This is a genomic window from Pseudomonas sp. YuFO8 (assembly GCF_035065025.1).
GTDB lineage: Bacteria > Pseudomonadota > Gammaproteobacteria > Pseudomonadales > Pseudomonadaceae > Aquipseudomonas > Aquipseudomonas putida_AE.
This window is the reverse complement of sequence record NZ_JAXDEQ010000008.1, coordinates 112,976-133,523: the sequence shown is the minus strand read 5'-3', so window position 1 is coordinate 133,523 and position 20,548 is coordinate 112,976. Positions and strand designations below refer to the sequence as shown.

16 protein-coding genes are annotated in these 20,548 nt (G+C 61.8%); 9 read left to right on the top strand and 7 right to left on the bottom strand.

The features are described 5' to 3' along the window. The first annotated feature begins 5 nt into the window (after positions 1–5). The 9 genes from murD to lpxC all read left to right on the top strand — a co-directional run bounded on the left by murD (position 6) and on the right by lpxC (position 10,490). Positions 6–1,352 (top strand): UDP-N-acetylmuramoyl-L-alanine--D-glutamate ligase, encoded by a 1,347-nt coding sequence (gene murD, locus SOP95_RS09810; protein ID WP_323606944.1) that lies wholly within the window; start codon positions 6–8, stop codon positions 1,350–1,352. Next, the gene (gene ftsW, locus SOP95_RS09805; RefSeq protein WP_274074208.1) at positions 1,349–2,566 is read left to right on the top strand and encodes a putative lipid II flippase FtsW; all 1,218 of its coding nucleotides are present in this window, start codon (positions 1,349–1,351) and stop codon (positions 2,564–2,566) included. Before murD ends, ftsW begins: the two co-directional genes overlap by 4 nt. Next, entirely contained in the window at positions 2,556–3,626 is a 1,071-nt protein-coding gene (murG, locus tag SOP95_RS09800; protein ID WP_274074209.1) for an undecaprenyldiphospho-muramoylpentapeptide beta-N-acetylglucosaminyltransferase, read from the top strand. The genes ftsW and murG overlap by 11 nt, the downstream gene beginning before the upstream one ends. Next, positions 3,619–5,079 carry a UDP-N-acetylmuramate--L-alanine ligase gene (gene murC, locus SOP95_RS09795; RefSeq protein ID WP_046819014.1) on the top strand — a complete coding sequence of 487 codons (1,461 nt, stop codon included), beginning with the start codon at positions 3,619–3,621 and terminating at the stop codon, positions 5,077–5,079. The genes murG and murC overlap by 8 nt, the downstream gene beginning before the upstream one ends. Next, the gene (locus SOP95_RS09790; protein WP_323606943.1) at positions 5,076–6,050 is read left to right on the top strand and encodes a D-alanine--D-alanine ligase; all 975 of its coding nucleotides are present in this window, start codon (positions 5,076–5,078) and stop codon (positions 6,048–6,050) included. The genes murC and SOP95_RS09790 overlap by 4 nt, the downstream gene beginning before the upstream one ends. A gap of 4 nt (positions 6,051–6,054) precedes the next feature. Next, positions 6,055–6,921, top strand: a complete 867-nt coding sequence (locus SOP95_RS09785; RefSeq protein WP_323606942.1) for a cell division protein FtsQ/DivIB — start codon at positions 6,055–6,057, stop codon at positions 6,919–6,921. A 13-nt stretch (positions 6,922–6,934) separates the two neighbouring features. Next, on the top strand, positions 6,935–8,194 hold the full coding sequence (gene ftsA, locus SOP95_RS09780; protein WP_008060298.1) for a cell division protein FtsA: 1,260 nt from the start codon (positions 6,935–6,937) through the stop codon (positions 8,192–8,194). A 78-nt stretch (positions 8,195–8,272) separates the two neighbouring features. Beyond that, on the top strand, positions 8,273–9,466 hold the full coding sequence (gene ftsZ / locus SOP95_RS09775) for a cell division protein FtsZ (protein ID WP_046819017.1): 1,194 nt from the start codon (positions 8,273–8,275) through the stop codon (positions 9,464–9,466). Between the two features lie 112 nt (positions 9,467–9,578). Then, on the top strand, positions 9,579–10,490 hold the full coding sequence (gene lpxC, locus SOP95_RS09770; RefSeq protein WP_008060300.1) for a UDP-3-O-acyl-N-acetylglucosamine deacetylase: 912 nt from the start codon (positions 9,579–9,581) through the stop codon (positions 10,488–10,490). 78 nt (positions 10,491–10,568) lie between these two features. On the opposite strand, the gene SOP95_RS09765 is transcribed toward lpxC, so the two are convergent. The 7 genes from SOP95_RS09765 to SOP95_RS09735 all read right to left on the bottom strand — a co-directional run bounded on the left by SOP95_RS09765 (position 10,569) and on the right by SOP95_RS09735 (position 20,497). Continuing rightward, positions 10,569–12,059 carry a GGDEF domain-containing protein gene (locus tag SOP95_RS09765; RefSeq protein WP_274074212.1) on the bottom strand — a complete coding sequence of 497 codons (1,491 nt, stop codon included), beginning with the start codon at positions 12,057–12,059 and terminating at the stop codon, positions 10,569–10,571. Between the two features lie 120 nt (positions 12,060–12,179). After that, on the bottom strand, positions 12,180–13,442 hold the full coding sequence (locus SOP95_RS09760; protein ID WP_414920979.1) for an OprD family porin: 1,263 nt from the start codon (positions 13,440–13,442) through the stop codon (positions 12,180–12,182). Between the two features lie 249 nt (positions 13,443–13,691). After that, complete coding sequence (locus SOP95_RS09755; RefSeq protein WP_274074214.1) at positions 13,692–13,913, bottom strand: hypothetical protein; 222 nt, start codon at positions 13,911–13,913, stop codon at positions 13,692–13,694. 272 nt (positions 13,914–14,185) lie between these two features. Further along, positions 14,186–15,550 carry a heavy metal sensor histidine kinase gene (locus SOP95_RS09750; RefSeq protein ID WP_323606941.1) on the bottom strand — a complete coding sequence of 455 codons (1,365 nt, stop codon included), beginning with the start codon at positions 15,548–15,550 and terminating at the stop codon, positions 14,186–14,188. Next, positions 15,540–16,217 carry a heavy metal response regulator transcription factor gene (locus SOP95_RS09745; RefSeq protein ID WP_033056445.1) on the bottom strand — a complete coding sequence of 226 codons (678 nt, stop codon included), beginning with the start codon at positions 16,215–16,217 and terminating at the stop codon, positions 15,540–15,542. The genes SOP95_RS09750 and SOP95_RS09745 overlap by 11 nt, the downstream gene beginning before the upstream one ends. Positions 16,218–16,226: 9 nt before the next feature. After that, positions 16,227–19,340, bottom strand: a complete 3,114-nt coding sequence (locus tag SOP95_RS09740) for a multidrug efflux RND transporter permease subunit (protein ID WP_274074216.1) — start codon at positions 19,338–19,340, stop codon at positions 16,227–16,229. Next, positions 19,337–20,497, bottom strand: coding sequence for an efflux RND transporter periplasmic adaptor subunit (locus SOP95_RS09735; protein ID WP_323606940.1), 1,161 nt, complete (start codon positions 20,495–20,497; stop codon positions 19,337–19,339). Before SOP95_RS09735 ends, SOP95_RS09740 begins: the two co-directional genes overlap by 4 nt. Between the last annotated feature and the right edge of the window lie 51 nt (positions 20,498–20,548).

The following is a 20,548-nucleotide window of genomic DNA, read 5'->3' as shown; positions in this document are numbered from 1 at the left end:
AACCCGTGTCCCTGATCGCGTCTGACCACTTCCGCATCGTTGTCGGCCTCGGCAAGAGCGGCATGTCCCTGGTTCGCTTCCTGGCGAACCGGGGCGTGGCGTTTGCGGTGGCCGATACGCGGGAAAACCCGCCGGAACTGGCCACGCTCAAGCGTGACTACCCGCAGGTGGAAGTGCGTTGCGGCGAGCTGGACGTCGAGTTCCTGTGCCGTGCCGACGAGCTCTACGTGAGCCCCGGGCTGGCACTGGCGACCCCGGCCCTGCAGGCCGCCGCTGCCCGTGGCGTGAAATTGTCCGGCGACATCGAGCTTTTCGCGCGTAACGCGAAGGCGCCGATCGTGGCCATCAGCGGTTCCAACGCGAAGAGCACCGTGACCACACTGGTCGGAGAGATGGCGGCGGCGGCGGGCAAACGTGTCGCTGTAGGCGGCAACCTCGGTACGCCGGCGCTGGACCTGCTCAGCGACGACGTCGAGCTGTACGTGATGGAGTTGTCGAGTTTCCAGCTGGAAACCACCGATCAGCTCAACGCCGAAGTAGCGACCGTGCTCAACATCAGCGAAGACCACATGGACCGCTACAGCGGCCTGCCGGCCTATCACCTGGCCAAGCACCGGATCTTCCGTGGGGCCAAACAGTTCGTGGTCAATCGTCAGGATGCCCTGAGCCGGCCGTTGATGGGCGAGGGCCAGCCGTGCTGGACCTTTGGCCTGACCAAGCCGGATTTCAAGGCCTTCGGTATCCGTGAAGAAGGCGGCGAGAAGTACCTGGCCTTCGAATTCCAGAACCTGATGCCAGTGCGCGAACTGAAAATCCGCGGCGCCCATAACCAATCCAACGCCCTGGCGGCATTGGCACTCGGTCACGCCGTCGGCTTGCCGTTCGACGCCATGCTCTCGGCGCTGCGCACCTTCGCCGGGCTCGAGCATCGTTGCCAATGGGTCCGCGACCTGGATGGCGTGGGTTACTACAACGACTCCAAAGCCACCAACGTCGGCGCCGCGCTGGCAGCCATCGAAGGCCTGGGTGCGGACATCGACGGCAAGATCGTGCTGATCGCCGGCGGCGACGGCAAGGGGGCCGAGTTCAAGGACCTGCGTGATCCGGTGGCGGCCAACTGCCGCGCCGTGATCCTCATGGGTCGCGACTCCGACAAGATCGGCCAGGCCATCGGCGATGCCGTTCCGTTGATTCGTGCAGGCTCCCTGCTCGAAGCCGTCGCGCAATGCCGCGCCGCTGCCCGGCCGGGCGACGTGGTGCTGCTGTCGCCGGCGTGCGCCAGTTTCGACATGTTCAAGCACTACGAAGACCGTGGTCACCAGTTCGTCCAAGCCGTGGAGGAACTGGCATGAGTCTTCGGGGCATCATCAAGCCGTACCCATCGCCGCTGATCACCGGGCGCGGCATCGACCTCGACTTCCCGATGCTCGTCGGTTGCCTGACGCTGCTCGGCCTGGGGCTGGTGATGATTGCATCGGCCTCCACGGAAGTGGCGGCGGTGCAGTCCGGCAGCGCCCTGTACTACATGATTCGCCACCTGATCTACGTGGTGCTGGGCCTTGCTGCCTGCATCGTCACCATGATGATCCCGATCGCCACCTGGCAACGCCTGGGCTGGTTGATGCTGCTGGGGGCATTCGGTTTGCTGGTGATGGTGATCATTCCCGGGATCGGGCGTGAAGTGAACGGTTCGATGCGCTGGATCGGCTTCAGCTTTTTCAACGTCCAGCCTTCCGAGATCGCCAAGGTGTTCGTGGTGATCTACCTCGCCGGTTATCTGGTGCGTCGCCAGAAAGAAGTGCGTGAAAGCTGGATGGGTTTCTTCAAGCCGTTCATCGTGCTGCTGCCGATGGCGGGCCTGTTGCTGATGGAGCCGGACTTCGGTGCCACCGTGGTGATGATGGGTGCGGCGGCGGCGATGCTGTTCCTCGGCGGGGTCGGGCTGTTCCGGTTTTCCCTGATGGTGGTCCTGGCGGTCGGGGCGGTGGTGTTGCTGATTCAGATGCAGCCGTATCGAATGGCGCGTTTGACCAACTTTGCCGATCCGTGGGCCGACCAGTTCGGTGCCGGCTACCAGCTGTCCCAGGCGTTGATCGCTTTCGGCCGCGGCGAATGGCTGGGCGTTGGCCTGGGCAACAGCGTGCAGAAGCAGTTCTACCTGCCGGAAGCCCACACTGACTTCGTGTTCTCGGTCCTGGCCGAAGAGCTGGGTGCCGTGGGCTCCCTGTGCACGGTGGCGCTGTTCGTCTTCGTTTGTATTCGTGGCATGTACATCGGCTTGTGGGCCGAGAAGGCCAAGCAGTTTTTCGCCGCCTATGTCGCCTACGGCCTGTCGTTCCTGTGGATCGGTCAGTTCCTGATCAACATTGGTGTGAACGTCGGCCTGCTGCCGACCAAGGGCCTGACGCTGCCGTTCCTCAGCTATGGCGGCAGTTCGTTGGTGATCTGCTGTGCCTGTCTCGGCTTGTTGCTGCGCATCGAGTGGGAGAGTCGAACCCACCTGGGCAGCGAAGAGATGGAGTTCCATGAGAGCGACTTCGCCGAGGAGCCGAACCATGGGCGCTAACGTATTGATCATGGCCGGCGGCACCGGGGGCCACGTGTTCCCGGCACTGGCCTGTGCCCGCGAATTCCAGGCCCGCGGTTACACCGTGCACTGGCTCGGGACGCCACGCGGTATCGAGAACGAATTGGTTCCGATGGCCGGTATCGAACTGCACCGGATCAACGCCAGCGGTTTGCGTGGCAAGGGCAAGCTGTCGCTGCTCAAGGCGCCGTTCATGTTGCTCAAATCGGTCTGGCAGGCGCGGGCGATCATTCGTCGTTTGCAGCCGGCTTGCGTGGTGGGCTTTGGCGGTTATGTGACCGGCCCTGGTGGTGTCGCAGCCAAACTGGCCGGTGTGCCGGTGATCGTTCACGAACAGAACGCCGTGGCGGGTACCGCCAATCGGTTGCTGGTGCCGTTGGCCGCCCGAGTCTGTGAAGCGTTCCCCGACACCTTTACCCTGTCGAGCAGCCGACGGACCACCGGTAACCCGGTGCGCACCGAGCTGTTCCTCGAAACACCGCGCCCGGCCCTGGCCGGTCGCAAGGCGCGTTTGCTGATCCTGGGCGGAAGCCTGGGCGCAGAACCGTTGAACAAGCTGCTGCCTGAAGCCCTGTCGCAAGTCGCCGTCGACCTGCGCCCGGAAGTGTTCCATCAGGCCGGTAAAAACCATGATGAAGTGACTGCGCAGCGCTACTTCGCGGCTGGCGTCGAGGCGCAAGTGCAGCCGTTCATCAAAGACATGGCCCAAGCCTATGGCTGGGCCGACCTGGTGGTATGTCGCGCAGGTGCGCTGACCATCAGTGAACTGGCCGCCGCCGGTCTGCCCTCGATGCTGGTGCCGTTGCCCCACGCGATCGACGATCACCAGACCCGCAACGCCGATTATTTGGCCCGTGAAGGCGCTGCCTTCCTGATGCCGCAAAGAACGACCGGTGCAGCGGATCTTGCCGCGCGCCTGACAGAGGTCCTGATGCAACCACAACGACTCAACGATATGGCCACTGCGGCCCGCCGCCTGGCCAAACCCGATGCCACCCGTAACGTGGTCGATACCTGCCTGGAGGTGGCCCATGGTTGAGAATCAGAAAGCCATGCCGCAACCGGAAATGCGCCGCATCCGGCGCATCCACTTCGTCGGGATCGGCGGCGTGGGCATGTGCGGGATTGCCGAAGTGTTGCTGAACCTGGGCTATGAAGTGTCCGGTTCCGACCTGAAGGCTTCGCCGGTCACCGAGCGCCTGGAATCGTTCGGTGCGCAGATTTTCATCGGTCACCGCGCCGAGAATGCCGCGGCTGCCGACGTGCTGGTGGTGTCCAGTGCCGTGAACACTTCCAACCCGGAAGTCGCCACCGCGCTGGAGCGTCGTATTCCAGTAGTGCCCCGTGCAGAAATGCTGGCTGAGCTGATGCGCTACCGCCACGGCATCGCCGTCGCCGGTACCCACGGCAAAACCACCACCACCAGCCTGATCGCCTCGGTGTTCGCCGCCGGTGGCCTGGACCCGACGTTCGTCATCGGTGGCCGCCTGAATGCCGCGGGCACCAATGCCCAGCTCGGCACCAGCCGCTACCTGATCGCCGAAGCCGACGAAAGCGACGCCAGCTTCCTGCACCTGCAGCCACTGGTGGCCGTGGTCACCAACATCGACGCCGACCACATGGCGACCTACGACGGTGACTTCAACAAACTGAAGAAAACCTTCGTCGAGTTCCTCCACAACCTGCCGTTCTATGGTTTGGCGGTGGTGTGCCTGGACGATCCGGTGGTGCGTGAAATCCTGCCGCTGGTCAAGCGTCCGACCGTCACCTACGGCTTCGGCGAAGACTGCGACGTGCGCGCTATCAATGTGCGCCAGCAAGGCATGCAGACCTTCTTCACCGTGCTGCGCCCCGACCGCGAGCCGCTGGATGTTTCGGTGAACATGCCGGGCAACCACAACGTGCTGAACTCGCTGGCGACCATCTGCATCGCCACCGACGAAGGCGTCAGCGATGAAGCCATCGTCCAGGGCCTGTCCGGGTTCCAGGGGGTTGGCCGACGCTTCCAGGTCTACGGCGAACTGCCGGTGGACGGCGGCAATGTGATGCTGGTGGACGACTACGGTCACCACCCGACCGAAGTCGCGGCTGTGATAAAGGCCGTCCGCGGTGGCTGGCCAGAGCGCCGACTGGTGATGGTTTACCAGCCGCACCGTTACAGCCGTACCCGCGACCTGTACGACGACTTCGTCAATGTACTGGCCGACGCCAACGTCCTGCTGTTGATGGAAGTCTACCCGGCGGGTGAAGAACCGATCCCGGGCGCCGACAGCCGCAAGCTGTGCAACAGCATCCGCCAGCGCGGTCAGCTCGACCCGATCTACATCGAACGCGGAGTCGACCTCGCGCCGCTGGTCAAGCCGCTGCTGCGCGCCGGCGACATCCTGCTGTGCCAGGGCGCCGGCGATATCGGCGGTCTTGCACCGAAACTGTTGAAAAGTGAGTTGTTCGCCGGTGCCGTTGCTGCGCCGGAGAAGGGGAAGTTGAAATGACTGCTGCCTACGCCAACCTCGTCAGCACCGTCGCGCCGAAAGACTTCGGCCGCGTCGCCGTGCTGTTCGGCGGCAAGAGTGCCGAACGCGAAGTGTCGTTGAAGTCGGGCAATGCCGTTCTGGATGCGCTGCAAAGCGCAGGCGTGGACGCGTTTGGCCTCGACGTCGGCGATGACCTGCTGCAGCGTCTGCTGAACGAAAAGATCGACCGCGCCTTCATCATCCTCCACGGCCGTGGCGGTGAAGACGGCAGCATGCAGGGCCTGCTCGAGTGCCTGGGGATTCCCTACACCGGCAGCGGCATCCTCGCCTCGGCACTGGCCATGGACAAGCTGCGCACCAAGCAGGTCTGGCACAGCCTGGGCATTCCGACGCCACGTCACGCAGTGCTGAGCAGCGAAGCCGATTGTATTTCGGCGGCGACGGAACTGGGCTTCCCTTTGATCGTCAAACCGGCCCATGAAGGTTCGAGTATCGGGATGGCCAAAGTGAGTTCCGCGTCTGAGTTGATCGACGCCTGGAAAGCGGCCAGTACCTACGATTCGCAAGTGTTGGTCGAGCAATGGATTCACGGTCCGGAGTTCACCATCGCCACCCTGCGTGACCAGGTGTTGCCGCCAATCGCCCTGGGCACGACGCACAGTTTCTACGACTACGACGCCAAGTACATCGCCAACGATACCCAGTACCGCATTCCGTGCGGCCTGGACAGCGCCAAGGAAAAGGAACTCATGGACCTCACGGCGAAAGCCTGTGAAGCGCTGGGTATCGCCGGTTGGGGCAGGGCGGACGTGATGCAGGACGCCGAAGGGCAGTTCTGGTTCCTGGAAGTCAACACGGCACCGGGCATGACCGATCACAGCCTGGTGCCGATGGCGGCCCGTGCTGCCGGCCTGGATTTCCAGCAATTGGTTCTGGCCATTCTGGCCGCCAGCATTCCCGCTGCCGGCACCGAAGAGCCGCGAGGTTAAGACCATGCAAGGCGCACAGTTGAGACATCAGCCACCCGCCCCCGGCCGCAAGCCGGTGCCGCGGGGTGCCAGCCGAATGGTGGCCAAAGAGCCGATGTCCGCGCGCCTGCCGAAAGCCAACTTCGGTGTTCTCAAAGCCTTGTTCTGGCCGGTGCTGCTGGTCGCGTTGGGGTTCGGTACCTACGAAGGCGCGCAGCGTTTGTTGCCGTACGCCGACCGACCGATCACCAAAATCGCGGTGCAGGGCGACCTGAGCTACATCAGCCAGCAAGCGGTGCAGCAGAGAATCGCCCCGTTCGTGGCGTCGAGCTTCTTCACCATCGACCTGGCGGGCATGCGCACCGAGCTTGAAACCATGCCATGGATTGCCCATGCCGAAGTGCGCAGGGTGTGGCCGGACCAGGTGGTGATTCGCCTGGAAGAACAATTGCCGGTGGCCCGTTGGGGCGACGAATCGCTATTGAACAACCAGGGGCAGGCGTTTACCCCGCGCGAGCTGGCCAATTACGAACACTTGCCGCAGTTGTTCGGTCCGCAGCGGGCCCAGCAGCAAGTGATGCAGCAATACCAGGTACTGAGCCAGCTGCTCAGGCCATTGGGCTTCTCGATTGCGCGCCTGGAGTTGCGCGAACGAGGCAGCTGGTTCCTGACGACCGGCCCTGGCAGTGCCGGGCCCGGGATCGAACTGCTGCTGGGACGCGGCAACCTGGTAGAGAAGATGCGCCGTTTCATTGCCATCTATGACAAGACGCTCAAAGAACAGATTACGAACATTGCGCGCATCGATCTGCGCTACGCCAACGGCCTCGCTGTTGGCTGGCGGGAACCAGTAGCGCCTACGACAGCCCAACCCGCTGTCGCGAAGAATTAAGAGAGGCAGGACCATGGCAAACGTGCAAAGCGGCAAAATGATCGTCGGTCTCGATATCGGCACCTCCAAGGTGGTGGCGCTGGTCGGCGAGGTCGCGGACGACGGCACGCTGGAAATCGTCGGGATCGGCACCCACCCGTCCCGTGGCCTGAAGAAGGGCGTGGTGGTGAACATCGAGTCCACCGTGCAGTCGATCCAGCGCGCCATCGAAGAAGCGCAGCTGATGGCCGGCTGCCGCATCCACTCGGCATTTGTCGGCGTGGCCGGCAACCACATCCGCAGCCTGAACTCCCACGGCATCGTGGCGATTCGTGATCGCGAAGTCAGCTCGGCCGACCTCGAGCGTGTGCTCGACGCCGCCCAGGCCGTGGCGATCCCGGCTGACCAGCGGGTGCTGCACACCTTGCCGCAGGATTACGTGATCGATAACCAGGAAGGCGTCCGCGAGCCATTGGGCATGTCGGGTGTGCGCCTGGAAGCCAAGGTCCACGTGGTCACGTGCGCCGTCAACGCCGCACAGAACATTGAAAAATGCGTGCGTCGCTGCGGCCTGGAAATCGACGACATCATCCTCGAGCAACTGGCGTCCGCGTACTCGGTGCTGACCGACGACGAGAAAGAACTGGGCGTGTGCCTGGTGGACATCGGTGGCGGCACCACCGACATCGCGATCTTCACCGAAGGCGCGATCCGTCACACCGCGGTGATCCCGATCGCGGGCGACCAGGTGACCAACGACATCGCCATGGCGTTGCGCACCCCGACCCAGTACGCCGAAGAAATCAAGATCCGCTACGCCTGTGCCCTGGCCAAACTGGCCGGCGCCGGTGAAACCATCAAGGTGCCAAGTGTTGGCGACCGTCCGCCGCGCGAGCTGTCCCGCCAGGCCCTGGCCGAAGTGGTCGAGCCGCGTTACGACGAGCTGTTCACGCTGATCCAGGCCGAGCTGCGTCGCAGTGGCTACGAAGACCTGATCCCGGCCGGCATCGTGCTGACCGGCGGTACGGCGAAGATGGAAGGCGCCACCGAGCTGGCCGAGGAAATCTTCCACATGCCGGTGCGCCTGGGCGTGCCTCACGGCGTGAAAGGCCTGGATGACGTGGTGCGCAACCCGATTTATTCCACGGGCGTTGGCCTGTTGATGTACGGCTTGCAGAAGCAATCCGACGGCATCTCGTTCTCGGGTATCGGCAGCCGCGACAGCTTCAGCAACGAAGAACCCAAAGGCGCCTTGCTCGATCGCATCAAGAGCTGGGTCCAGGGCAATTTCTAAGATTTACCGCAACACCGCAACACCGTTGTAGATACAGGCAGTAGGCGAAAAAACTAGAGAACGTAAAGGAGAGGGAAAATGTTCGAACTCGTAGACAACATCCCCGCAAGCCCGGTGATTAAAGTTATCGGTGTTGGCGGTGGCGGCGGCAACGCCGTGAATCACATGGTCAAGAGCAACATTGAAGGCGTTGAATTCATCTGCGCCAACACTGATGCCCAGGCGCTCAAGAGCATTGGCGCGCGGACCATCCTGCAACTGGGTACCGGCGTGACCAAAGGTCTGGGCGCTGGCGCCAACCCTGAAGTAGGTCGTCAGGCCGCTCTCGAAGATCGTGAGCGCATTGCCGAAGTCCTGCAGGGCACCAACATGGTGTTCATCACCACGGGCATGGGCGGTGGTACCGGTACCGGTGCTGCGCCGATCATTGCCGAAGTGGCCAAGGAAATGGGGATCCTCACCGTTGCGGTGGTGACCCGTCCGTTCCCGTTCGAAGGTCGCAAGCGCATGCAGATCGCCGATGAAGGCATCCGCCTGCTGTCGGAAAGCGTCGACTCGTTGATCACCATTCCCAACGAGAAGCTGCTGACCATCCTCGGTAAGGACGCCAGCCTGCTGTCGGCTTTTGCCAAGGCTGACGATGTTCTGGCCGGTGCCGTTCGCGGTATCTCCGACATCATCAAGCGTCCGGGCATGATCAACGTCGACTTTGCCGACGTGCGTACCGTGATGAGCGAAATGGGCATGGCGATGATGGGCACTGGCTGCGCCAGCGGTCCGAACCGTGCACGCGAGGCCACCGAAGCGGCCATTCGCAACCCGTTGCTCGAAGACGTGAACCTGCAAGGTGCACGCGGCATCCTGGTGAACATCACCGCCGGTCCTGACCTGTCCCTGGGTGAGTACTCCGACGTGGGTAGCATCATCGAAGCCTTCGCTTCCGAGCACGCCATGGTCAAGGTCGGTACCGTTATCGATCCGGACATGCGCGACGAGCTGCACGTGACTGTCGTTGCGACCGGTCTTGGCGCTAAAATCGAGAAGCCGGTGAAGATCATCGACAATACCGTGCACACGTCGATGGCTTCCCAGCCGCAACAACAGGCCCCTGTTCGTCAGGAAGCTCCAGCGGTGAACTACCGTGACCTGGACCGTCCGACCGTCATGCGCAACCAGGCCCAGGCCGGTGCTGCGACTGCCGCGAAGATGAATCCGCAAGATGATCTGGACTACCTGGACATCCCGGCCTTCCTGCGTCGTCAGGCCGATTGATGAAATGTATCAGGGCTATGAAGTTGATTGGTGTTCAGCAAAGGCGTGGTCTGCTATCATCGCCAGCCTTTGTTGATACCAGTTCGCAATTTGCGCTGAAGCGGCCCAAGCCATGATTAAACAACGCACACTGAAAAATATTATCCGTGCCACAGGTGTAGGTCTGCACTCCGGGGAGAAGGTATACCTGACCCTCAAGCCTGCGCCGATCGACACCGGCATTGTGTTTTGTCGTGCCGACCTCGATCCTGTGGTGCAGATCCCTGCACGCGCGGAAAACGTTGGCGAAACCACCATGTCGACCACGCTGGTCAACGGTGACGTCAAAGTGGACACGGTGGAGCACTTGCTCTCGGCCATGGCTGGCCTGGGCATCGATAACGCCTACGTCGAGCTCTCCGCGTCCGAAGTGCCAATCATGGATGGTAGCGCTGGACCTTTCGTATTCCTGATTCAGTCGGCTGGCCTGGAAGAACAGGACGCCGCGAAGAAGTTTATCCGCATCCTGCGCGAAGTGACTGTGGAAGACGGCGACAAGCGCGCCACTTTCGTCCCTTTCGAAGGTTTCAAGGTGAGCTTCGAGATCGATTTCGATCACCCGGTTTTCCGTGACCGCACACAAAGTGCAAGCGTGGATTTTTCCAGCACTTCGTTCGTAAAAGAAGTCAGCCGCGCCCGTACCTTTGGTTTCATGAGTGACATCGAGTACCTGCGCAAGCACAACCTCGCACTCGGCGGCAGCGTTGAAAACGCCATTGTGGTCGACGCTGATGGTGTACTGAACGAAGACGGCCTTCGCTATGAAGACGAGTTCGTGAAGCACAAGATCCTCGATGCAATTGGTGACCTCTACCTGCTGGGCAATAGCCTGATTGGCGAGTTCAAGGGCTTCAAGTCCGGCCACGCACTGAACAACCAGCTGCTGCGCAAGTTGATTGAGCAGACAGATGCCTGGGAAGTCGTGACGTTCGAAGATGCCAGCACCGCACCGATCTCTTACATGCGCCCTGTTGCGGCCGTGTAAGTAAAAAACCTCTCTAGTTTTTTAAGGGCTGCCTTCGGGCGGCCTTTTTTTATGTCTGTCGATTTTGCTCGCCGCTCGCTACAACGCCACCACCCGATTGCGTCCCGTCTCCTTGGCCTGGTACAGCGCCTTGTCCGCGGCAAACATCAGCACCTCCAGGTTGATGTCGCTGCAGGCGTTCCAGGTGCTGATGCCAATGCTCACGGTCATCGGCGAGTCGGCGCCGTCGATCAATGGAAGCTGTTCGACGGCCTCTCGAATGTGCTCGGCGATCAGTTGCGCGCCCGCCATGTCGGTTTCCGCCAGGACCACCGAAAACTCCTCGCCACCGTAGCGCGCGACCAGGTCGGTCGGCCGCCGCACGTGGCTGCGCAACACCTGGGCCACTGTGCGCAAGGCCTCGTCACCGGCTTGATGGCCATGGCGGTCGTTGAAGGCCTTGAAGTGATCGGCGTCGATCATCAGTAACGACAATGGCTTGCCGGAACGTTGGGCGCGAAACCATTCATGGCGCAACGTCTGGTCCAGCGTCCGGCGGTTGGCCAGGCCGGTCAGCGCGTCGGTGGCGGCCAGTTGCGCCAGTTCCAGTTCGGCATGGTGGCGCAGGCGCAGTTCGCGGCAGAGCAGCCAGGTCAGCCACAGCAGGCACGCACACAGGGCAATGGTCGCCAGGCTGACCACCAACGCCGTGCGTTGCCACGAATCGAACACTTCTGCGCCCGACAGCGCCACGATGACAATCAGCGGCAGATTGCCCACCTGGGAAAAAGTGTAGAGCCGCTGGTCTTGATAACGACTGGAGACACTGCTGAAGCTGCCGTTGCCTTCCTTGACGATGCGCTGGAAGTTGGGACGGGTACTGAAGTCGGTGCCGGTCAGGTCTTCGCCCAGGCGAGGGACCTGGGCCAACAGGATTCCATCCTTGTTGATCAGGCTGATCGAGCTGTCGGGACCGATGTTCAGGCTGTTGAACAGCTGTTCGAAGTAGCTCAGGCGCATGGCCGCCTCGGCGACGCCAAGGAACTCGCCTTGTGCGCCGCTGATCCGGCGACTGAAGCTGATGCGCCATTCGTTGTTGGCCATCCGGGAGCGAAAAGGCCGGCTGATGAACATGCCCGGGTCGCTGTTGTTCACGTGGGTCTGAAAGTACTCGCGGTCGGCAAAGTTGCCTGCCCTGGGTTCTCGTGAAGCCGAGTCGGCGAGCACGTTACCCTCCCGATCGAGCAACAGAATGTCACCCTTGTAGGGGGCCGCAGTGGCGCGATCGAACAAAGCCAGATGACGGATCTGCGGGGAGACCTGCATGAGGTCTTCACGTCGTGAGGCTGCGATCAAGCCGAGTAGGGACACGTCGTAGAGCTCGACGTTGCGCAGGACGTCGGCTTCGATCAATTGCACGATGTTGGAGGCGGAGCGGCTGGCTGACAGTTCGGCATTGGCGCGTTCACGCACCAGCAGAAACGCGACAATGCTGAGGATGGCAAGCACCAGCAACACGCTGCCGAGCATCACCAGCCGCTCGGATTGCCTGGATCGGGTTGTTGGGTGAGTTGTCGCGCGCTCGCTCATGGTTCTGGCTTCTGCTGTCTAGACGTCGGGGACATTCTTTGACAAGAATCGGGCAGCGTCCCGGACACCCGGATAAAAAAAAGGCCAGCAAAACCTGCCGGCCTTTTTGTTTATAGAAGCTTAGAAGACATTGAGCGGGTAGTCGAAAATCACCCGGTACTCGTCGGTGTCCTGGTCCAGTGCCCCATAGCCGTTGCCGCCGCGGTTGGTTGCCCATTGCAGACGCAGTGCCAGGTTCCTGGCCTGGCCGGCCTGGACCACATACTTGAGTTCGACGTCGCGCTCCCAGTGCCGGGCATTCTTGCCGTCGGCGCTGTACCACGCGCTATACCCGGGGCTGTCGGGATCGACCTTGGTCAGGTCCAGTTCGCCTCGGGACCAGGACAGCGCCGAAGTCAGACCCGGCAGGCCGAGTCCGACAAAGTCATAGGCGTACTTGAGTTTCCATGAGCGTTCGTTCGGGCCGTTGAAGTCCGAGTATTGCTGGGAGTTGTCGAGGAAGACGCTGTCGCCCTGGCTGATGTAGTCGAACGGCGTATTGCCGTTGACCCGCTGGTAAGCGGCAGTGACGCTGTGATTGCCGACGCCCACAGTGAAATGCAGGCTGTAGGTGTTGTTGTCGATGCGGCCGAGCAGCGCATCGCCGGTGTCTTGCGTGTGATAGAAGTGCAGGCCCGGGTTGAGGCTGACAACCTCGTTGAGCGCATAGGTGTAATCGAGGTCGTAGTAGTACTGGTTCCAGATGTCCTTGAGCTCGGCGGCATACAGGCTGCTGGTCAGGCCTGGCAAACCGCTCCAGGCCACGCCGGCCCAATTGAGATGCTGGCTCTCGTCACCCTCCGGCAGGCTGCCATAGGAAGTGCCGATGCGGATGTGGCCGCTTTGGTTATAGGGTTTGGTGAAGCTCGCCTGACCCCCTTCGATCAACCAGCCATCAAGGCTGTGGTTGCTCAGGCTGACGCCGCGAAAGGTCTGGGGCAGCATGCGGGTTTCACCGCCGGCAATCACCGGGTTGGTGAGGAACAGGTCGCCGGCCTTCAATTCGGTATCGAAGGCGCGCATTTTCAAGGTGCCGCCTGCGGTGGAAAACGAGCGCGGTGCTTTGCCGTTGCCATCGCCGACCGGCAGGATGCTCGAATTGTCCGTGCCGCCGCCACCGTCGAGCTTGAGCCCGAGCATGGCATGGGCATCGATGCCGAACCCGACCGTGCCTTCGGTGAAGCCAGACTCGAAGATGCCCAGAAAACCCTGGCCCCATTCAATGTTGTCGTCTGCCTGCTGCAGGCGGTTGCGGTTCATGTAGTAGTTGCGTGCGTTGAGTGTGAGGCTGGCGTCTTCGGTGAAACCTTGGGCAGCATCGGCAGCGTGAGTATTTGTGGCCATCGTTGCAGCGACTGCAACGAACAGCGCAGGGGAACTGAGTGGGAAACGCACGGGGGGTAAAGCTCCTGGGTCAGCGGGGGAACATCAGTGTTCTTGCAGTTGCAGCGGTTTTTTTTGGAGCGGGGAGGACGCAGCGGGTTGTAAAACCACAACGAAAAAAAGCCGCTGATGGCAGCGGCTTTGAAGACAACTTTTCATTGGGAAGAGCCGATGGAAAGTGTCGAGGGAAACTGGAGCGATGCGCGCAAATCAGCTGTCTTTTTCAGCCTGCTTGACCTGAATGCTCGACGCTTGTGGGGCTTGGGTGGCCTCCTGGGCTTTGGCGGTCATCTCGATCTGGTGCTCTTCGTAAGCGGCGGCTCGGGCGGCATTTTGCGCGACGAAGGCCTGCGACTCTTCGGCCATGGCGAACGGAGACAGGAACAGAGAAGACAGAACGAAAGCGCTGGCAATACCCATACTGTTGGACATCTTTTAAACCTTCTTGCTTGGCAAGTGCTGTTTGGTGCGGGCAAAGATAAGGGGCTTGGGAGAAAGGAAAAAGAGCGGATTCATGAAAGGACTGTTACGCAAAGAGCAAAGATCGCTCGTGGCTGTACCCGATTCACTGTAGGAGCCGGCTTGCTGGCGATGGCGATCCCACCGACGCCATCGCCAGCAAGCCGGCTCCTACAGATCGGTGTGACAGCACAAATCCAACACACCCCGCAAATCCTCTGTCATGCCACAATCCATTGCGGCCGTCAGACCGGCAAATGCATACCAAAGGTATTCATCCCATGGTCACTGCGCACGAACACATCCCCGCCATGCATCAGGGCAATCGCCTTGACGATGGCCAGCCCCAACCCGTGGTTGTTGCCGCTGTTGGCGCGTGAGGCATCGACCCGGTAGAAGCGCTCGAACAGGCGCGGCAGGTGCTCGCTGGAAATGGGTACGCCCGGGTTCGCCACGCCGATGCTGACCTGGTGCTCGCCGGCTTCGATCCGTACCTCGATGATTTGTCCGGGGCTGGTGTGCTGCACGGCGTTGTTGAGCAGGTTGATCAAGGCCCGGCGCAGGTGGGCGATCTCGATTCGCACCAGGGCATCGCCGCTGACCTGAACCCGTACCTGGGCATCCTCGAGAATGAAATCCAGGTATTCCAGAGTTGTGGCCACTTCCTCCGCCAGCGAGGTGGACGTCAGTTTGGTGGCCTTGCTGCCCTGGTCGGCGCTGGCCAGGAACAGCATGTCGTTGATGATCGAGCGCAGTCGCTCGAGCTCTTCAAGGTTCGATTGCAGCACCTCGAAATAATGCTCTGCCGAGCGCCCGCGCGTCAGGGCGACTTGGGTCTGGCCGATCAGGTTGGTCAGCGGCGAGCGCAGTTCATGGGCGACATCGGCGTTGAACGATTCCAGTCGCGAGTAGGCCTGTTCGACCCGCTCCAGCGTCGAGTTGAACGAGTCGACGAACTGATTCAGTTCCGGAGGCAGCGATGACAGGCGCAAGCGCCCTGAACGCAACGGCGGGGCCAGGCGTTGGGCTTCCTGGGACAGTTTGATCAACGGCTTGAGCCCGATCCGCGCCACCCAGTAACCTAGCGCCGAGGCCATCAGCACGCCGATGACCGCCAGGCTGACCAGGGCGATCAGCAACTGGTGCTGGGTATGGAAAAACGTCTCGGTATCGATGCCGATCATGAAGCGCAGGGGAGGGCGCTGGTCCTTGGCCGGGAATTGGCTGACCAGCACTTTCAACGGGTAGGGGCGATCCGCCAGTTGCATGTCGCGCATGCCCAGCGGCCCTGCGGCAAAGGCACGGATGCTCGGTGTAGGATTGCCGTATTCGTAGTTCGGATCGCCGCTGACGATCCAGAAACTGATGCGCTTGTCTTCTTCGCCGAGCAGCTTGAGCTTGTTATTGATCTTCACCCAATGCTCGGGCGTGCCATAGCGGCCGACGGTGGATTCGAGCACGCTGTAGCGCGCATCGAGTTCCGCTTCGGGCAGCAGGCCAAGGCCTTTGTCGACCTGTTGGTACAACGCCCAACCGATCAACAGGAACACCAGCAGCGCCACCAGGGTGAACATCCCGCTCAGGCGCAGAGCAATCGAATTACTGGACACCACGGCTCTCCAGCACATAACCCATGCCACGAATCGTGTGCAGCAGTTTCTCTTCGAACGGCCCGTCGAGCTTGGCCCGCAGGCGTTTGATCGCGACCTCGACGACGTTGGCGTCGCTGTCGAAATTGATGTCCCAGACCATTTCGGCGATGGCGGTTTTCGAGAGGATTTCACCCTGTCGACGGGCCAGCACGCTGAGCAGCGAGAACTCCTTGGCGGTCAGATCCAGGCGCGTACCGGCGCGGGTGGCCTTGCGGCTGATCAGATCTATCCACAGGTCGGCGATACTCACTTGCACCGGTTCGTGGCCACCGCTGCGTCGGGTCAGCGCCTGCAGGCGGGCCACCAGTTCGAGGAAGGAAAACGGTTTACCCAGGTAATCGTCGGCACCGTCGCGCAGGCCCTTGATGCGGTCTTCGACCCGTTCGCGGGCGGTGAGCATGATCACCGGGGTTTGCTTGCGCGCACGCAAGGCGCGCAACACGCCGAAGCCGTCCAGGCCCGGCAGCATGACGTCGAGGACGATCACCGCGTAGTCGCTTTCCAGCGCGAGGTGCAGGCCTTCCACGCCATCGCGGGCCAGGTCCACGGTGTATCCCTGTTCCGTCAGGCCGCGGTGCAGATAATCCGCGGTTTTTTCTTCGTCTTCGATAATCAGGACGCGCATGACCCCGCCTCAGTCTGTGGTCGCCAACGCCGGTACCGGCGAAGCTGCTGGTGGGAGAGTTTGCCTATGAAATAAACGCTCCAGCCACAAGTATATGACCGGGGTGGTGAACAGCGTCAGTGCCTGGCTCACCAGCAAGCCGCCGACCACGGCGATCCCCAGGGGCTGGCGCAGTTCCGCGCCGGTGCCGTAGCCGAGCATCAGCGGCAGGGCGCCGAGCAGGGCGGCGAGGGTGGTCATGATGATCGGCCGGAACCGCGTGATACAGGCCTTGAAGATCGCCTCTTCCGGCGACAAACCACCGTTGCGCTGCGCTTCGAGGGCGAAGTCGATCATCAGGATGCCGTTTTTCTTGACGATGCCGATCAACAGCACCAGCCCGATCAGCGCCATGATCGAAAAGTCCTGGCCGCAGATCCACAGCATGATCACCGCGCCCAGCCCGGCCGAGGGCAGTGTCGAGATGATGGTCAGTGGATGCACGAAGCTCTCGTAGAGCACGCCGAGAATGATGTAAACCGCCACCAGCGCCGCCAGAATCAACCATGGCTGGCTGGCCAGCGAACTCTGGAACGCCTGGGCCGCGCCCTGGAAATTACCGCTGATGGCGGTAGGCATGCCGATGTCTACCTTGGCCTGATTGAGCATGATCACCGCATCGCCCAACGCCACACCGGGTGCCAGGTTGAACGACAGGTTGGCAGCCGGGAACATGCCGTCATGGGCGATGGACAGCGGCCCCACCGTTGGCGCGTCGAATTTCGCCAGGGCCGACAGCGGCACCATTTCTCCACTCAGGGGCGAGCGCAGGTAGAAGTAGTTGAGGCTCTCGGCCTTGCCCCGTTGCCGGGTGTCCAGTTCCAGGATCACGTTGTACTGGTTGATCTGGGTCTGGAACTCGTTGATCTGGCGCTGGCCGAAGGCGTCGTACAGCGCTTCATCCACATCGCTGGCCGTCAGGCCAAAGCGTGCCGCGGCACTGCGGTCGATGGTGATATGGGTGATGCTGCCGCCCAGTTGCAGGTCGTTGGAAATGTCGCGGAAGGCCGGGTTGCCGCGCAGTTTTTCAGTCAGGCGCTGGGTCCAGGTGCTCAGGACAGCACCGTCGTTGCTCTTGAGCACGTACTGGTACTGGGCCCGGCTCGGGCCGGAGCTGAGGTTGATGTCTTGCCCGGCGCGCAGGTACAGGACGATGCCCGGTACTTTCATCAATTGCGGGCGAATCCGGTCGATGAACTCGCTGGCTGACACATCGCGGTCGCCGCGTTTTTTCAGGGCGATCCAGAAACGGCCGTTGGCGATGGTCTGGTTGCTGCCCGAGACGCCCACCGAGTGAGAGAACGCTTGAACCGCAGGATCAGCGGCGACGATTTCGGCCATCGCCAGGTGTTTTTTCACCATGTCGCCGTAGGAAATATCCGCAGCTGCTTCGGTGGTACCGAGAACGAAGCCTGTGTCCTGGATCGGGAAGAAGCCTTTAGGAATAAAGATGTATCCGGCGACCGCCAACACCAGCGACAAACCGAACACGCCAATCATCAATTTCTGGTGGGCGAGGGCACGGCGCAGGCCTTTTTCGTACCACGCCAGCAGGCGCTCGCCGAAGCCCGGTTTGTCGTGGGCGTGGTGCACGGGCGCGCGCATGAACAGCGCTGCCAAGGTGGGCGCCAACGTCAGGGACACCACCACCGAAATCATGATGGTCGAGGTGGCGGTCAGGGCGAACTCCTTGAACAGGCGTCCGACCACACCCCCCATGAACAGTAACGGAATGAACGCCGCCACCAGCGAGAAGCTGATCGACACCACGGTAAATCCGATCTCGCCGGCGCCCTTGATCGCCGCCTCGCGCATGCCGTCACCGGCCTCCAGATGGCGGTGGATGTTCTCCACCACCACGATCGCATCGTCGACCACAAAGCCCACGGCCACCACGATCGCCACCAGCGTCAGGTTGTTCAGGCTGAAACCCATGACGTACATCAGCGCAAAGCTGGCAATCAGCGACACACCGAGCACTGCCGACACGATCAGGGTGGCAGACAGTTGGCGCAGGAACAGCGCCATCACCGCCACCACCAGCAGCACGGCGATCATCAAGGTGATTTCCACCTCATGCAGCGAAGCGCGGATGGTCTGGGTGCGGTCGATCAGCACCTTGACCTGCACCGAGGCCGGCAACATCGCCTGCAACGCCGGCAGTGCGGCCTGAATACGATCCACGGTCTCGACGATGTTGGCGCCCGGCTGGCGGAAGATCACCAGGTTGACGCCCGGTTGCGAGCCCGCCCACGCCTGGACGTAGGCATCTTCCGAACCGTTGACGACTTTCGCCACATCCTTGAGGTGAACCGGTGCTCCGTCCTTGTAGGAAACGATCAACTGGCTGTATTCGTCGGGGTGGAACAGTTGATCATTGGTCGAAAGCGTCGAGATGCTCGATTCGCCGTACAGCGCGCCTTTGGCCAGGTTGAGGCTGGTCTGCTGGATCGCCAGGCGAATGTCTGCCAGGGTCAGGCCGATGGCGGCGAGTTTGTCGGCGGACACCTGGACCCGGATCGCCGGGCGCTGCTGCCCGGTGATGGACACCTGGCCGACACCGTCGACCTGACTGAGTTGGCGGGACAACAGGGTTTCCGTCAGGTCGCTGAGTTCAGGGCCAGGCATCAGCGACGAGTTGACGCTGAGGATCAGCACCGGGCTGTCGGCCGGGTTGACCTTGCGCCAGGTCGGCAGGTTCGGCATATCCTTGGGCAGTTTGCCTGCCGCGGTGTTGATGGCGGCCTGAACTTCCTGGGCCGCGGTATCGATGCTTTTGTCGAGGGTGAATTGCAGGGTCAGGTTGGTCGAGCCCAGGGCGCTGCTCGAGGTCATTTGCGTCACGCCGGGAATGGCGCTGAACTGCACTTCAAGGGGCGTGGCCACCGATGACGCCATGGTTTCCGGGCTGGCACCAGGCAACTGGGCGGCCACCTGGATTGTCGGAAATTCCGCCTCCGGCAGCGGCGCGATAGGCAGGCGCGGAAACGCGATGACCCCCAGCAGCACCAGGGCAAATGTCAGCAGGATCGTGGCCACCGGGTGGTCGATGCACCAAGCGGATATCGAGCCGTGGCCTTTCATGGCGCCGCCTCCGATTGCACGACCTGCGGCGGTTCTGTCAGCACTTGCACCGTGGCGCCGGGCTTGAGCCGCGATTGACCGTCGCTGACCAGCACGTCACCCGGCTTCACCCCCTTGATGATGCTCTGGCCGCTGCCCTGGTAAACCATCTGCACGGGCACGGTTTCAACCTTGGTGCCGTTTACCCGGTAGACGAAGTGCTGATCGAGGCCACGCTGTACGACGGTGGGAGGTACCACCAGCGCATCCTTATCCAGCGCTGTCTGAATCTTTACCGTCACCAACAGGCCGGGCCAGAGTTTTTGTCCGGCGTTGCTGAATTCGGCCTTGGCGCGGATGGTGCCGGTGTTGGCGTTGATCTGGTTGTCGATCAGGGTCAGGCGGACTTCGCCCAGCAGGTTGCCGGTTTCGCCGTCGGTGTCGGCACCGATGTAGGCCTTGACCCTGGCCCGTTCCGGGTCGCTGATCAGGCCTTGCAGGGTCGGCAGCATTTGCTGCGGCAGGGAGAACTCCACGGCGATCGGGTCGATCTGGGTCACGGTGAACAGTCCCAGGGTGTCCGTCATGCGCAGGAAGTTGCCTTCGTCCACTGTGCGAATACCGACACGGCCACTGACCGGGGAGCGAATCTGGGTGTAGGACAACTGCACCTGGGCCGCGTCAATCGACGCCTGGTTGCCCTGGGCGGTGGCCTTGAGCTGGTTGACCAGCGCTTGTTGCTGGTCGTAGGTCTGTTTGGACACACCGTCGTCAACGCTCAACAGCTTATAGCGCTTGAGGTTGACCTGGGCCACTTGCAGTTGCGCCTGGCTTTCGCCCAGTTGCGCCCTGGCCTGGTCCAGGCTGGCGCGGATCGATCGGTCGTCGATGGTGGCCAGCAGGTCGCCTTTGCTCACCAGTTGGCCTTCCTTGACCAGGATCCTGGTGAGGATGCCGTCGATCTGCGGTCGGACCACCACGCTGTGCAGCGACAGCACCGAGCCGATGCCGGTGACGTAGCGGGGCACGTCTTTTTCCACCACGTTGATCACGCGCACCGGAATGGCGGTCGGTGCGGCGACTTTAACCGTGGACGGTTTCATCAGGTACCACGCGCCCAGCGCCACCAGCACGATCAGAAAGGCTGCTAGAAGAACGGATTTTTTCTGGGTTCGCATGCGAGAGGGGCGCCGGGTCGGGAAATGGAAGTGTTCGCAGCTTTGTCTTTC